At 41.1% G+C, this 13,407-nt stretch carries 15 protein-coding genes; 14 read left to right on the top strand and 1 reads right to left on the bottom strand.

Going from position 1 to position 13,407, the window contains the following annotated elements; all coding sequences use genetic code 11:
- Positions 1 to 21 precede the first annotated feature (21 nt).
- The 14 genes from D2V08_RS07900 (at position 22) to D2V08_RS07835 (ending at position 11,573) form a co-directional block, all read left to right on the top strand.
- Positions 22 to 951 (top strand): bifunctional riboflavin kinase/FAD synthetase, encoded by a 930-nt coding sequence (locus tag D2V08_RS07900; protein WP_119607493.1) that lies wholly within the window; start codon positions 22 to 24, stop codon positions 949 to 951.
- Positions 952 to 2,268, top strand: a complete 1,317-nt coding sequence (locus D2V08_RS07895; RefSeq protein WP_119607492.1) for an HTTM domain-containing protein — start codon at positions 952 to 954, stop codon at positions 2,266 to 2,268.
- A gap of 50 nt (positions 2,269 to 2,318) precedes the next feature.
- On the top strand, positions 2,319 to 3,590 hold the full coding sequence (gene serS / locus D2V08_RS07890; protein WP_119607491.1) for a serine--tRNA ligase: 1,272 nt from the start codon (positions 2,319 to 2,321) through the stop codon (positions 3,588 to 3,590).
- Positions 3,591 to 3,694: 104 nt separating this feature from the next.
- Entirely contained in the window at positions 3,695 to 5,452 is a 1,758-nt protein-coding gene (locus tag D2V08_RS07885) for a tetratricopeptide repeat protein (RefSeq protein ID WP_119607490.1), read from the top strand.
- Between the two features lie 30 nt (positions 5,453 to 5,482).
- Positions 5,483 to 5,800 (top strand): DUF4286 family protein, encoded by a 318-nt coding sequence (locus D2V08_RS07880; RefSeq protein WP_119607489.1) that lies wholly within the window; start codon positions 5,483 to 5,485, stop codon positions 5,798 to 5,800.
- 4 nt (positions 5,801 to 5,804) lie between these two features.
- Positions 5,805 to 6,113, top strand: coding sequence for a gamma-glutamylcyclotransferase family protein (locus D2V08_RS07875; protein ID WP_182835503.1), 309 nt, complete (start codon positions 5,805 to 5,807; stop codon positions 6,111 to 6,113).
- An 18-nt stretch (positions 6,114 to 6,131) separates the two neighbouring features.
- Positions 6,132 to 7,004 carry a 16S rRNA (adenine(1518)-N(6)/adenine(1519)-N(6))-dimethyltransferase RsmA gene (gene rsmA / locus D2V08_RS07870; protein ID WP_119607487.1) on the top strand — a complete coding sequence of 291 codons (873 nt, stop codon included), beginning with the start codon at positions 6,132 to 6,134 and terminating at the stop codon, positions 7,002 to 7,004.
- Positions 6,991 to 8,343, top strand: coding sequence for a magnesium transporter (gene mgtE / locus D2V08_RS07865; RefSeq protein ID WP_119607486.1), 1,353 nt, complete (start codon positions 6,991 to 6,993; stop codon positions 8,341 to 8,343). The genes rsmA and mgtE overlap by 14 nt, the downstream gene beginning before the upstream one ends.
- A gap of 9 nt (positions 8,344 to 8,352) precedes the next feature.
- Entirely contained in the window at positions 8,353 to 8,718 is a 366-nt protein-coding gene (locus tag D2V08_RS07860) for a cupin domain-containing protein (protein ID WP_119607485.1), read from the top strand.
- Between the two features lie 19 nt (positions 8,719 to 8,737).
- Entirely contained in the window at positions 8,738 to 9,670 is a 933-nt protein-coding gene (locus D2V08_RS07855; protein ID WP_119607484.1) for a 2-hydroxyacid dehydrogenase, read from the top strand.
- 60 nt (positions 9,671 to 9,730) lie between these two features.
- Positions 9,731 to 10,189 carry a DUF1801 domain-containing protein gene (locus D2V08_RS07850; RefSeq protein ID WP_119607483.1) on the top strand — a complete coding sequence of 153 codons (459 nt, stop codon included), beginning with the start codon at positions 9,731 to 9,733 and terminating at the stop codon, positions 10,187 to 10,189.
- Positions 10,186 to 10,572, top strand: a complete 387-nt coding sequence (locus D2V08_RS07845; RefSeq protein ID WP_119607482.1) for a VOC family protein — start codon at positions 10,186 to 10,188, stop codon at positions 10,570 to 10,572. The genes D2V08_RS07850 and D2V08_RS07845 overlap by 4 nt, the downstream gene beginning before the upstream one ends.
- Positions 10,573 to 10,624: 52 nt before the next feature.
- Entirely contained in the window at positions 10,625 to 10,996 is a 372-nt protein-coding gene (locus tag D2V08_RS07840; protein ID WP_119607481.1) for an NINE protein, read from the top strand.
- An 85-nt stretch (positions 10,997 to 11,081) separates the two neighbouring features.
- The gene (locus tag D2V08_RS07835) at positions 11,082 to 11,573 is read left to right on the top strand and encodes a GNAT family N-acetyltransferase (protein ID WP_119607480.1); all 492 of its coding nucleotides are present in this window, start codon (positions 11,082 to 11,084) and stop codon (positions 11,571 to 11,573) included.
- Here D2V08_RS07835 and D2V08_RS07830 read toward each other — a convergent pair.
- Positions 11,570 to 13,390, bottom strand: coding sequence for a GNAT family N-acyltransferase (locus tag D2V08_RS07830; protein WP_119607479.1), 1,821 nt, complete (start codon positions 13,388 to 13,390; stop codon positions 11,570 to 11,572). The two genes, D2V08_RS07835 and D2V08_RS07830, sit on opposite strands and share 4 nt — an antisense overlap.
- Between the last annotated feature and the right edge of the window lie 17 nt (positions 13,391 to 13,407).

Genomic DNA, 13,407 nt, shown 5'->3' with positions numbered 1-13,407 from the left:
TTTTTTTATTTCTTTATTGCGTTGGAAACAATCCATAACATTTCTGATTTCAAGGACATTCCGCACCATACGGTGGTGACCATCGGCACCTTTGACGGTGTACATCTTGGACATCGCAAGATATTGGAACGCCTCACAAACAATGCCAAAAACACCGGATTAAAGTCCACAGTGCTCACTTTTTTCCCGCATCCACGTATGGTGCTGCAAAAAGATGTGGACATTAAATTGTTGAACACTCTCGAAGAAAAAAAACAGATTTTGGAAACCTTGGGACTGGATTATTTGATCATTCATCCCTTTACCAAGGAATTTTCCAGGCTTTCAGCCATTGACTTTGTTCGCGATATTCTTGTGAACAGCATCAAATCAAAGAGAGTCATCATTGGTTACGATCATAGATTTGGACGCAACCGAAATGCCAACATACAAGACCTGACCACCTTTGGAAATACCTTCGATTTTGAAGTGGAAGAAATTCCAGCTCAAGAAATTGAAGACGTTTCCGTAAGCTCCACAAAAATTAGAAAGGCACTTTTGGAAGGTGATGTGGAAACTGCCAACAATTATCTCAGTTATGCCTACATGCTCACTGGGACGGTAAAAAAAGGAAAGGGTCTGGGCAAAGGATTTGGTTTCCCAACGGCTAACCTACATATTGCCGAAGATTATAAGCTTATTCCCAAGAATGGCGCTTATGTTGTAAAAAGCAATATTGATGGAGAAGAATACTTTGGCATGATGAACATCGGGTTCAACCCCACTGTAGATGGTTCCCAAAAGAGCATTGAGGTCAACTTTTTTGATTTTGAAGGCGACCTCTACGACAAAAAGATTCAAGTGGAACTGCTGCACCGCATTCGAGACGAGCATAAGTTCAATTCCATTGAAGAACTTAAGGAACAACTGAAAAAGGACAAAAACCACTCCCTGGACCTAATCTCCAAATAAATGCTAAGCCAATTTCTTTTTAAGAAGATTGACAATGCACAATTTGTTGTTTTCAGGGTGTTTTATGGCCTATTGGTTAGTGCCGAATGTTATGGCGCCATAGCAACCGGTTGGGTGCGCAGAACCTTGGTGGAGCCCGAATTTACTTTTTCCTTTATCGGTTTTGAATGGTTACAGCCGCTGCCAGGAAATGGCATGTATATTTATTTCGCGGTCATGGGCACCTTAGGTCTTTTAATAGCCCTTGGACTCAAGTATCGCTTTAGCGCATTGGCCTTTGCCGTATTGTGGTCCGGTGTGTATTTAATGCAAAAAACATCGTACAACAACCATTATTATTTACTGATGCTACTCGCGTACATCATGGCATTTCTGCCAGCAAACCGAGATGCATCTTTAGATGCCAAATTCAATCCCAAACTCCGTTCGCAGACGATGCACAATTGGATACGATGGATAATTATCCTGCAACTCTTCATTGTGTACACTTATGCATCCGTGGCAAAACTGTATGCCGATTGGTTGGATTTTAGTATGATTGAAGTATTGATGAGTTCCAAGAAGGATTACTATGTGATCGGGGACTTGCTTCAAGAAAGATGGGGGCATAAAATAATAGCCATTTTTGGAATTTGCTTTGATTTGTTGATTGTTCCTGCCCTACTTTGGAAACCCACTCGGAAAATAGCCTTTGTGCTGTCCATTTTCTTTCATTTGTTCAATAGCATCGTATTTCAGATAGGTATTTTCCCTTACCTGTCATTGGCGTTTACGGTTTTCTTTTTTGAACCACAAACCATCCGGAACATATTTTTAAAGACCAAGAAAATAATTCCAGAAACCAAAATCATCATCCCTAAAACAAAAAACGTAGTTCTTACGGTTTTGGGCATTTACTTTCTGTTTCAATTGATTTTGCCACTTCGTCACCATTTTTTCAAAGATGACGTGCTTTGGACCGAAGAAGGCCACCGATTAAGTTGGCGGATGATGTTGCGTAGCCGTGGCGGAAGAATCACCTATAAAGTGGTAAACTCCCAAACCAAGGACACAACCAAAATCAACTTAAACGATTATCTCACAAAAAAACAACAACGAAGAGTGGCCTGCTATCCCGACTTTATTTGGCAGTTTGCCCAACGCCTTAAAAAAGAATATGCCGAGCAAGGTGAAGAAATCCAGGTTTTTGTGGAAAATAAGGTTAAGATTAATCAAAATCCCTATCAGCAATTTATTGACCCCAATGTTGATTTGGCCAACGTTCCATGGAAACATTTTGCCCATAACGATTGGATTCTGCCCTCTCCCAAGGAATAAAGTTGGGCACTTCTTCAGATTGAATTAAATTTGCGGCTCAAAACAAGGCCATGCTTCAAATACAGAACATCAGGGAAAACAAGGAAAGTATCATAACTGCTTTAAAAAAGCGTAACCTCGATGCCGAACCTATGATATCAAAGGTTTTGGAACTCGACGAAAGAAGACGTTCCATCCAAACCGAACTGGACGCTACCTTGGCCGAATCCAATAAACTTTCAAAAGAAATTGGTATGCTTTTCAAAACAGGAAAAGCACAGGAAGCCAATATTCTAAAAGAAAAAACTGCTGGACTCAAAGAAGCATCAAAAAAATTAGGAGACGATTTAAACACTACTGCCGATGAACTTCAGGAGCAATTGTATTTAATCCCGAACGTTCCCCACGATTCTGTACCTGCTGGCAACTCGGAAGAGGACAACGAAGAAATTTTCAAGGAAGGAGACACCCCTACCCTATCCAAAGAAGCACTTCCACATTGGGAATTGGCCAAAAAATACGACATCATCGATTTTGAGCTTGGGGTAAAAATCACAGGGGCAGGATTTCCCGTTTACAAAGGAAAAGGCGCTCGCTTGCAACGTGCCTTGATTGCTTATTTCTTGGATAAAAATGCCGAAGCGGGCTACACCGAAATGCAAGTGCCACTTATGGTGAACGAAGACTCTGGTTATGGAACAGGTCAGTTGCCGGACAAAGAAGGACAGATGTATCACGTACAGGCCGATGATCTGTACCTTATCCCAACGGCCGAAGTGCCTGTGACCAACTTGCACAGAGGCGACCTTTTGGCGAAAAGTGATTTTCCCATCAAATACACTGGCTACACCCCCTGTTTCCGTCGCGAGGCAGGAAGCTACGGAGCACACGTTCGCGGATTGAACCGTTTGCATCAATTCGACAAGGTGGAAATCGTACGAATGGAGCACCCCAACAATTCATACCAAGCTTTGGATGAAATGGTGGAACATGTGAAAAATATTCTTCGCGAACTCAAGTTACCATACCGAATTTTGCGTCTTTGCGGAGGCGATTTAGGCTTCACTTCTGCATTGACTTTTGATTTTGAAGTATTCTCAACCGCACAAGACCGTTGGTTGGAGATCAGTTCCGTATCCAATTTTGAAACCTTCCAAGCCAACCGTTTAAAGCTTCGGTTCAAGGATGAAAATGGAAAAAGCCAATTGGCCCATACCTTGAATGGCAGTTCTTTGGCATTACCTAGGGTTTTGGCCGGAATCTTGGAGAACTATCAGACCGATGAGGGCATAAAAATACCTGAGGTTTTGGTTCCTTACTGCGGTTTTGATATCATCGATTAGGCATTTCAACCAATTATTTGGATTCGCTTAACAGAATCCCCCACATTTCTGCGTTATATTTGAAAGAAAACAAGCTATTGCAACGTCTTTTATTTCTCATATTTATGCTATCCAGCAGTATTGGAATGGCCCAAGAAGATTTCTTGGCCAAACAATACTTTCAGGATGGTGATTACGAGAAAGCGGTGGTGTTCTACGAAAAATTGGTGGAAACCAATCCAAGGCGCACGGATTATGCTGAAGGACTGGTGGCCTGCTACCAACAATTGGAACGCTATGATGATGCCGAAACGTTTTTACTTCAAAAAATAGAGGACAGCTATGCCTTTCCTACTTTTTATATTGAGTTAGGATACAATTTTACCCTAAAAAATGAAGCGGAAAAGGCCGATACCTACTACGTTAAGGCCATCAACAAAATAGATGACAATCCCAACTACGGGTACAGCGTAGGATATCGATTCCAAAAATATGCGCTGTTGGATTATGCCATCCAAGCTTACACCAAGGCAATGGAATTAAAGCCCGACCTCAACTACGATTTTCAATTGGCCCGGATTTATGGTGAGCAAGGAGACATTGCAAAAATGTACCAGTCATACCTCAACCTTATTTGGGAAGGACGAACATCCCGTTCCAATGTGCTCCGCAACATTGACGATTTTATCTCCGAAGACCCTTCGGACGAAAATAATATGCTCTTGCGAAAAGTCCTGCTTCAAAATGCACAGAAAGCACCCGATATTCTCTGGAACGAACTATTAAGCTGGCTTTTTGTACAGCAAAAGCAATACAATAGTGCCTTTGGTCAGGAAAAGGCCATTTACAAACGAAGCGAAGGCCAGTCGGTAGATAGACTGGAAAACTTGGGAAGCATAGCTTTGGAGGATAAAGACTTGGAAACAGCTACTTCCATCTACGAATATATTGTGGACAATACGGAAAATCCACGGACCAAGCTCAATGCAGAACTGAGCTTAATTGATATCGCTTTGGAACATCCGACAGAAAAAGTAGTAAAAGATGTGGAAAAGCAATTTGAGGATTTGGTGGAGGAATATGGAAACCAGAGCAGAACCCTTCAGCTTCAGATTGCTTATGCCAATTTCTTAACATTCAAAAAAGAGCAGCCCGAACCCGCAATTGCCATGCTTAAACAAAGTTTGGAACTTCCTATGGGCCGAATGACCATGGCTTATGTTAAATTGGCACTAGGTGACATTCTGGTGTTCGACCAAAGATTCAACGAAGCCCTGATTCTATTTACTCAAGTGCAGAAAAGTGTCAAAAATGATGTTCTTGGACAAGATGCACGGTTTAAAGTGGCCCAGACCAGTTTTTACAAAGGTGATTTTGATTGGGCCCTCACCCAACTTAAGGTGTTGCGAAGTTCCACTTCCCAGCTCATCGCCAACGACGCCATGCAATTAAGTTTGCTGATTTCGGACAACTCTCTTGAAGATTCCACACAAACCGCGCTGAAAAAATATGCCAGGGCAGACTTGCTGGCCTATCAAAATAAAAACAAAGAGGCCATTGAATCACTGGAAGATATCTTGCAGAACCATAAAGGAGAAAAAATTGAAGATGAAGCCCTGCTGAAACAAGCAGAACTATTGATAGAGCAGAAGAATTATGAAAGTGCCGAGTTCAACTATCAAAAGATCGTGGAGTTCTATGGTGATGGCATTTTGGCCGATGATGCACACTTTGCTCTGGGAGAATTATACGAAAACATCTTGAACGAACCCGAAAAAGCTAAAAGTCATTACGAAAAAATCATCTATAAATATCAGGATAGTTACTATTTCCCCCAAGCACGCAAGAATTTTAGGAGGCTACGTGGGGATGCGATTAACTAATTTTACCCTCAAAAAAAACAGACGAAGCAAATGCTCATATACAACGTTACCATCAATATAGATGAAAGTGTGCACGACCAATGGTTGGATTGGATGAAGGACAAGCACCTGCCCGATATGCTTGCCACAGGAAAGTTTTCCCATGCTAAAATGGTAAAAGTTTTGGTGGAAGAGGATATGGGAGGCATCACCTACTCCGTGCAATACACTACTCAAAGCAGAGATACTTTGGAAGCTTATTACAAAGAGGACGCCGACCGTTTACGAGCCGATGCACAGAAAATGTTTCCTAATAAGTTTGTGGCCTTTAGAACCGAGTTGGAGGTCGTTAGTCAACAAATCCCATAAAATTTTGGAATATCTGTTTTCCTACGGAACACTTCAAGACCTGCAGGTGCAGGAATATATTTTTGGTCGCCTGCTCAAAGGAAAAGAAGATGCTGCATTGGGTTTCAAAAAAATGGATAATGCAGTTTATGGTCGTTACCCTCTGGTTGTCCATACAAACAATCCTGAAGATAAAGTAGCAGGAATGGCATATGAGGTAAACGATACTGACCTTAAAAAAGCGGATATTTACGAAACCAGCGCTTATAAACGGGAAAAATTCCCCTTGGAATCTGGCGACGAAGCTTGGATTTATATCGAAAATTCCAACTAACTTGCAAAAAAATCCTCTGTGTCCAAAAAGAAAAAGAAGAAGTACTCCAACGACGCCTCGCAGAAAAATAAATATGCGCAAGAAGATAGTGCGGTAAAGGCAAAAAAGCACTTAGGTCAGCATTTCCTTAAAGATGAATCTGTTGCCAAAAAAATAGCTCAGACCCTTTCTTTGGACGGATACTCCAATGTTATAGAAATTGGCCCTGGCATGGGAGTACTCACCAAACATTTGCTTCAACGGGATTTGGATTTGGTAGCTATGGATTTGGACGAAGAATCCATTGTTTACCTCAATCACAGCTTTCCTTTGGAACATGCTGACATTTTAAAAAGTAACAATCGACTTAACATCATCGAAGCAGATTTCCTCAAGTTTGACCTAACCCAACTTTACGGTGATGAACAATTTGCCATCACAGGTAACTTCCCGTATAATATTTCCAGCCAGATTGTATTTAAAATGTTGGAAATGCGAAAACAGGTCCCCGAATTTTCGGGAATGTTTCAAAAAGAAGTGGCTAAACGCATCTGCGAGGGACCCGGAAGCAAAACCTACGGAATACTTTCTGTTTTTGTTCAGGCCTTTTACGACGCTGAATATTTGTTTACCGTTCCACCAAGCGTGTTCGACCCTCCACCAAAGGTGGATTCCGGAGTTTTACGTCTGACCCGAAAGAAGGAGCTTAATCTCCCATGTGATGAACGTCTTTTCTTTAAAGTGGTAAAAACAGCATTTAACCAAAGACGTAAAACTTTACGTAACAGTCTTAAAATCTTCAACCTTTCCGATAATCTAAAAGAAGATACTATCTTTGACCAACGCCCAGAACAGCTAAGTGTAGCTGACTTTATAACGTTGACACATAAGATAGCCAATGACCCCATTTAAACTTACAGACGAACTTTTAGAAGAAATCAGGCAACTGATCGCGGAAAAAAAGAACGCCGGACTTCAGGCCATGATGAAGGAGTTCCACTATGCCGATATAGCGGAGATAGCGGATGAACTTGAGGTGGAAGAGGCTACCTATCTAATTAAACTTCTGGACAGCGAAAAAACTTCGGACATCCTTGCAGAAATGCATGAAGACATCCGTGAAGCTGTACTTAAAAATCTTACCGCCAAGGAAATTGCAGGAGAGCTATCGGAACTGGACACGGATGACGCTGCGGATATTATCAATGAACTTCCAAAGGAACTTGTTCAGGAAGTTATCTCCGAGATAGAAGACCGTGATCATGCCAAGGACATTGTGGATCTTTTGCGTTACGAAGAAGATTCTGCAGGTGGCCTTATGGCCAAAGAGTTGGTTAAGGTCAACGAAAATTGGACCGTTACTACCTGTATTAAAGAAATGCGCGCCCAAGCAGAAAATGTAACCCGCGTGCATTCCATTTATGTTGTGGATGATGAAGGTAAACTTAAAGGTAGACTTTCCTTAAAAGATTTACTAACCACCTCTTCCAAAACACATATCAAGGATGTTTACATTCCTAAAGTGGATTCGGTAAACGTCAACGAAAAAGGTGAGGAAGTCGCCAAGATCATGTCCAAATATGATTTGGAAGCCATTCCTGTAGTGGATGAGATTGGACGTTTGGTAGGACGTATTACCATTGACGATATTGTGGATGTAATCCGAGAAGAAGCCGATAAAGATTATCAAATGGCTGCTGGTATCTCACAAGATGTAGAGGTAAGCGATAGTATTTGGATACTTACCCGTGCCCGCCTCCCTTGGTTGATATTGGGTCTTTTAGGAGGACTTGGGGCTGCCGCAATCATGGGAACTTTTGAGGATATGATATCCAAACATGCCGTGTTGTTCTTCTTTACCCCGTTAATTGCCGCGATGGCGGGCAATGTTGGAGTACAATCCAGTGCCATAGTGGTACAAGGTCTGGCGAACGATGATTTAAAAGGAAGTGTACGAAACCATCTGATAAAAGAAATGCTATTGGCTCTGTTAAACGGGTTCATCCTCGCTATTTTACTTTTGCTTTTCACTTGGATTTGGAAAGGTGCCTTTGCTACCGCATTGGCTATATCACTTTCGTTAATTGTTGTAATTGTAGTAGCTGGATTTATCGGCACTTTTATTCCTTTGTTCCTTAACAAACGAAATATTGACCCCGCAATTGCCACTGGTCCGTTTATTACTACAAGCAATGATATTTTTGGAATCCTTATCTATTTTTGGATTGCCAAAATGATTTTGGGGATTTAAAACTATCACATGAAAACTATCAACCTAAAAGAAAAACACGCCGAGTTTACCAAACAATGGCACCCACATCAAATTGCAGTAGTGGATGATATGCAAGTGCTTTTGGCTAAACTCCAAGGTGAGTTTGTTTGGCACGCCCACGAGAACGAAGACGAATTGTTCCAAGTAATAAAAGGCACACTCTACATGCAATATCGCGATAGAACGGAGGTGGTGAACGAAGGAGAGATTATTGTAGTGCCCAAAGGCGTGGAACATAACCCCATGACCAAAAACGGTGAAGTGGTGCACGTGCTCCTATTTGAAAAAATCAATACAGCACACACCGGTAATGTCCAACACGAAAAAACACAGACACACTACCCAAAAATCTAGGAGTTGTATATTTGCCCTCATGAAAGTTCTCCACCTAGACACCAATCATCCCTTGCTTATAGAACAATTTGCAGAGCTTGGGTTCGAAAATGATGAAGACTACACATCCAGTAAAGAACAAATAGAGAGAAAAATCCATTTGTACGACGGAATCATTATTCGAAGTAGGTTCACTATTGATCAACAATTTTTGGACAAGGCCACCAATCTTAAATTTATTGGAAGGGTCGGTGCCGGATTGGAAAATATTGATGTGGAACATGCCAAATTTAAAGACATATTTCTGGCATCAGCTCCGGAAGGTAACCGTAATGCCGTAGGTGAACACACTTTAGGTATGTTACTTTCCCTGATGAACCATATGTGCAAGGCCAACAGCCAAGTAAAAAAAGGTAAATGGAAACGCGAAGCCAACCGAGGCGCAGAACTGGATGGCAAAACGGTAGGAATTATTGGCTATGGAAACATGGGAAAGGCCTTCGCCAAAAAACTCCGCGGGTTCGATGTAGAAGTCATCTGCTACGATATTGTGGGAGGTGTAGGTGATGACAATGCGAGACAGGTTGGGATTATGGAATTTCAACAACGGTCGGATGTTGTCAGTTTGCATGTTCCCGAAACCGAGGAAACCGTTGGAATGATAAATTCCGAGTTTATTGAAGCATTCCATAAACCATTTTGGTTGCTGAATACCGCTCGTGGTAAATGTGTGGTGACCAAGGATTTGGTTGAAGGTTTAAAGTCAGGAAAAGTTCTAGGGGCAGGATTGGACGTATTGGAATATGAGAAAAAGTCTTTTGAGAATATGTTTGTACAAAAACCAAAAGCTTTTAAATACCTACGTAAAGCAAAAAATGTACTTCTCACCCCCCATGTAGCTGGTTGGACGATAGAAAGCAAAGAAAAATTGGCACAAACTATAGTTGACAAAGTCAAAGAGAGATTTTGTTAACTTTATAAACCTTATCTCTCCTACTTTTGGCTCTGGCAATTCAATATAAATTGATCATACATGACGATAGATGCCAAAACACCGGACGAGTATATCCAAAAACTACCCGAAGAACGTAAAGAGGCCGTTTCCAAACTTAGAGAAACAATAAAAACCAATTTACCCGTAGGGTTTGAGGAATGCATCAACTATAAAATGATAGGTTTTTTAGTGCCCCATTCCATCTATCCCGATGGGTATCATTGTGACCCCAAACTTCCACTGCCCTTTATCAATATTGCATCACAGAAAAACTTTGTTGCACTATACCATATGGGAATTTATGCCGATAAAGCTTTGCTCGATTGGTTTGTGGGCGAGTACCCCAAACATGTGAGCACAAAACTGGATATGGGCAAAAGCTGTATCCGGTTTAAGAACATGAACAAAATACCTTATGGATTGATAGCAGAACTTTGCCAAAAAATGACACCGAAGGAATGGATTGCATTGTACGAAAAAAACACTAAGAAATCATGAAAAACAGAGTGACAGGACTGGGCGGCTTTTTCTTTAAGAGCAAGGACCCGAACAAAATCAAGGATTGGTACAAAAACCATTTAGGATTGAACACCGACCAATATGGCTGTACGTTTTGGTGGAAGGACAAAAAAGGCAACGATTGTTCAACTCAGTGGAGTCCTATGGATGAGAAAACCGAATATTTTAAACCAAGTGAAAAGCAGTTCATGATGAATTTTAGGGTAGAAAACTTGGTAGAACTGCTCGAGGTCCTGAAAAAAGAAGGCGTTACCGTAGTGGGTGAAATGGAAGAATACGAATATGGAAAGTTTGGTTGGATCTTGGACCCGGAAGGCAACAAATTGGAACTGTGGGAACCTATTGATAAAGCCTTTCTTTAAGTATTGATTTATTTGCTACATTTAACATACATTAACCAACACATTTACAGACATGTCAGAAGAAGAGAAAAAAGACTTTGGCGATAAAGCGGAAGAAGCCGCCAAAGATTTTAAAGAAGAAGCCAAAAAAACTGCGGAAGAATTTAAGGAGGGTCTTAAAGACGCAGGTGGTGATAATAAAAAAATCCTTGCCGGTATCTTAGCTATTTTACTAGGAGGGTTTGGTGTTCACAAATTTATTTTGGGCTATAACAAAGAAGGTATCATCTTACTTGCCGTGACCATTATATTAGGTGCCATAACATGCGGAATTGGTGCTTCGGCAGCATGGATTATCGGTTTGATAGAGGGTATTATCTACCTCACCAAATCTGATGAAGAGTTTTATAACACGTATCAGGTGGGTAAAAAGCCCTGGTTCTAAAAAAGATTAAAAGCCAGATAAAATTATCTGGCTTTTTTTAATTTTAAATTCATCGTAATATTACAATCATTAAACAGAGATAACCATGACCGTCAGAAGCATGAAACCATCCGATTGGGAAAACGTTTCCAGAATCTATTCAGAAGGAATAGCTACCGGATTTGCCACTTTTGAAACGCAAACCCCTACTTACGACCATTGGGACCAAGCGCATACGGAGCATTGTAGGTTGGTTGCGGAAAAAGATGGGGAAATTATGGGATGGGCCGCCCTTTCCCCAGTATCTAGCCGTTGTGTTTATGGAGGTGTTGGCGAGGTTAGTGTTTACATTTCAAACAAAAGTCGCGGCAAAGGGGTTGGCAAATTACTCATGGAACATTTAATTAAAAAAAGTGAAAAGGCTGGTTATTGGACCATACAATCCGGGATATTTCCAGAGAATATTGCAAGCATTAAACTACACGAAAAAATGGGCTTCCGATACATTGGAAAACGGGAGCGAGTGGGCAAAACCCATGGTGTTTGGAAGGATAATTTATTGTTCGAAAAACGTAGCGACAAAATTGGAATAGACTAATCAATGTTAGAATTACCGTTCCCTTCCGCCACTTTACGCTCCAATTCTGCCTGAAATTCTTCCATTACCGGCTTTACGGTACTTTCTGGAAGGTCCGCGATTCGAATATACATTAACCCATCCACAGAATTATTGAACAATGGATCTACATTAAATGCTACCACCTTGGCATTTTGCTTAATATATTTCTTTATCAATACAGGTAACCTTAAACTGCCGGGCTCCACTTCACTGATTAGCTTATCGAACTTGTTCAAATCGGCCTGGGTTTCGTCAAATACAAACTCTTTATCGCCATCTTTCAACTTCACCTTGAACTCCTTTTTGGGTCGAATATATTGTGCCACGTAGGGATCCCAGTAATTGGATTTCATAAACTCAATCATCAACGACTTGGAAAAATTGGAGAACTGATTGCTGATACTCACCCCACCAATCAAATACTTGTGTTCCGGATGCCTTAACGTTGTGTGCACGATTCCTTTCCAAAGTAAAAATAAAGGCATGGGCTTTTGCTGATATTCCTTTACGATATAGGCTCTTCCCATTTCGATGGATTTTTCCATCATACCATACAATTCAGGTTCAAATCGGAAAAGATCTTGAAGATAAAAGCCATCAATGCCATAATTTTTGAAGATTTCCGAACCCAAACCCATGCGGTAAGCCCCAACTATGGTTTTATTGTCGTTGTCCCACAAGAATAAATGATGGTAATACGAATCGAACTTATCCAAGTCAATCGCATTATTGGTTCCTTCCCCTACTTCTCTAAAAGTTACTTCGCGCTGGCGACCGATTTCGTTTAAACAGAAAGGCATATCCTTGGCCTGCGCTAAAAACACCTCATAGTTTTTACTTTCCAACATGCGGCAATCTTTCTCCCGTAATTTGTCAATTTCGCCCTCCAGTACCTTGGCACTAATGGCTGTAGCTATTTTTTTTGGAGGTTTAGGAATTTTAAGCGAGGTGGGCACTTTGTCTATAAATCGCTCCTTTTCAAACGCATTGGCCAATAGATAGGTTTTTTTACGAAGCAATTCTGCAAAATCCTCCAAAGTCTCTTCTTCTTTCTGGGTATTTACCGATATAGGCTGACCAATACGCACTTTTATAGGACGTCTGCTCTGCGATGTTAACTCCGAAGGCAGCTTTGCCGTTCGGAATACATCATCCATCTTGGACAATCGGTAAAACAATCGACTGTTTCGTGCATGAAAATAAATGGGAACCACAGGGACTTCGGCTTTTCTTATCAATTTTATGGCCGCTTCCTCCCAAGGTCGGTCCACCACCAATCTTCCATCGCGGTAAGTGGATACTTCTCCCGCAGGGAAAATACCTAATGGGTGTCCATCCCTTAAATGTTGAAGTGCACTTTTAAAACCGGCTACGCTACTCTTGGCATCCTTATGGTTTTCAAAAGGATTTACCGGCATTATATAAGGCTTTAATGGTTCTATCCTATGGAGTAAAAAATTGGCTATTATTTTATAGTCCTGCCGCTCTTTTAGGAGAAGTTTTAACAAAAGCACCCCATCAATACCCCCTAATGGGTGGTTGCTGATAGTAATGTAGGGACCTGACTTGGGAAGTCGTTTTAAATCCTCTTCTGGAATTTCAAAATCAATTTCGTAATGGTCCAATATAGCATCCAAGAATTCGGGACCGGGAAGGTCTTTGTTCTTATCGTAAAATCTGTTGATAGTGCTAATCCTAGTGGCTACCATTAAAAGCCATCCTACAAAAGTGCCCAAAAAGCCATATTTGTCCAGATGGATGACTTTCGCCACCTCTTTAGCAGAAACCAAGCCCATAGAAAAAGTATTTAGGT

The organism is Flagellimonas lutimaris (assembly GCF_003581615.1).
GTDB lineage: Bacteria > Bacteroidota > Bacteroidia > Flavobacteriales > Flavobacteriaceae > Flagellimonas > Flagellimonas lutimaris.
Note: the sequence above shows the minus strand (reverse complement) of the source record. Positions and strands in the feature narration are given on the sequence as shown.

Bases quoted from the DNA above. Each gene is read 5' to 3' on its own strand.
- D2V08_RS07855 (WP_119607484.1), top strand. From the start codon at position 8,738: ATGAAAGTTCTCCACCTAGACACCAATCATCCCTTGCTTATAGAACAA.
- D2V08_RS07830 (WP_119607479.1), bottom strand. From the start codon at position 13,390: ATGGGCTTGGTTTCTGCTAAAGAGGTGGCGAAAGTCATCCATCTGGAC.
- D2V08_RS07835 (WP_119607480.1), top strand. From the start codon at position 11,082: ATGACCGTCAGAAGCATGAAACCATCCGATTGGGAAAACGTTTCCAGA.
- D2V08_RS07895 (WP_119607492.1), top strand. From the start codon at position 952: ATGCTAAGCCAATTTCTTTTTAAGAAGATTGACAATGCACAATTTGTT.
- D2V08_RS07885 (WP_119607490.1), top strand. From the start codon at position 3,695: ATGCTATCCAGCAGTATTGGAATGGCCCAAGAAGATTTCTTGGCCAAA.
- D2V08_RS07850 (WP_119607483.1), top strand. From the start codon at position 9,731: ATGACGATAGATGCCAAAACACCGGACGAGTATATCCAAAAACTACCC.
- D2V08_RS07840 (WP_119607481.1), top strand. From the start codon at position 10,625: ATGTCAGAAGAAGAGAAAAAAGACTTTGGCGATAAAGCGGAAGAAGCC.
- mgtE (WP_119607486.1), top strand. From the start codon at position 6,991: ATGACCCCATTTAAACTTACAGACGAACTTTTAGAAGAAATCAGGCAA.
- D2V08_RS07845 (WP_119607482.1), top strand. From the start codon at position 10,186: ATGAAAAACAGAGTGACAGGACTGGGCGGCTTTTTCTTTAAGAGCAAG.
- D2V08_RS07880 (WP_119607489.1), top strand. From the start codon at position 5,483: ATGCTCATATACAACGTTACCATCAATATAGATGAAAGTGTGCACGAC.
- D2V08_RS07860 (WP_119607485.1), top strand. From the start codon at position 8,353: ATGAAAACTATCAACCTAAAAGAAAAACACGCCGAGTTTACCAAACAA.
- serS (WP_119607491.1), top strand. From the start codon at position 2,319: ATGCTTCAAATACAGAACATCAGGGAAAACAAGGAAAGTATCATAACT.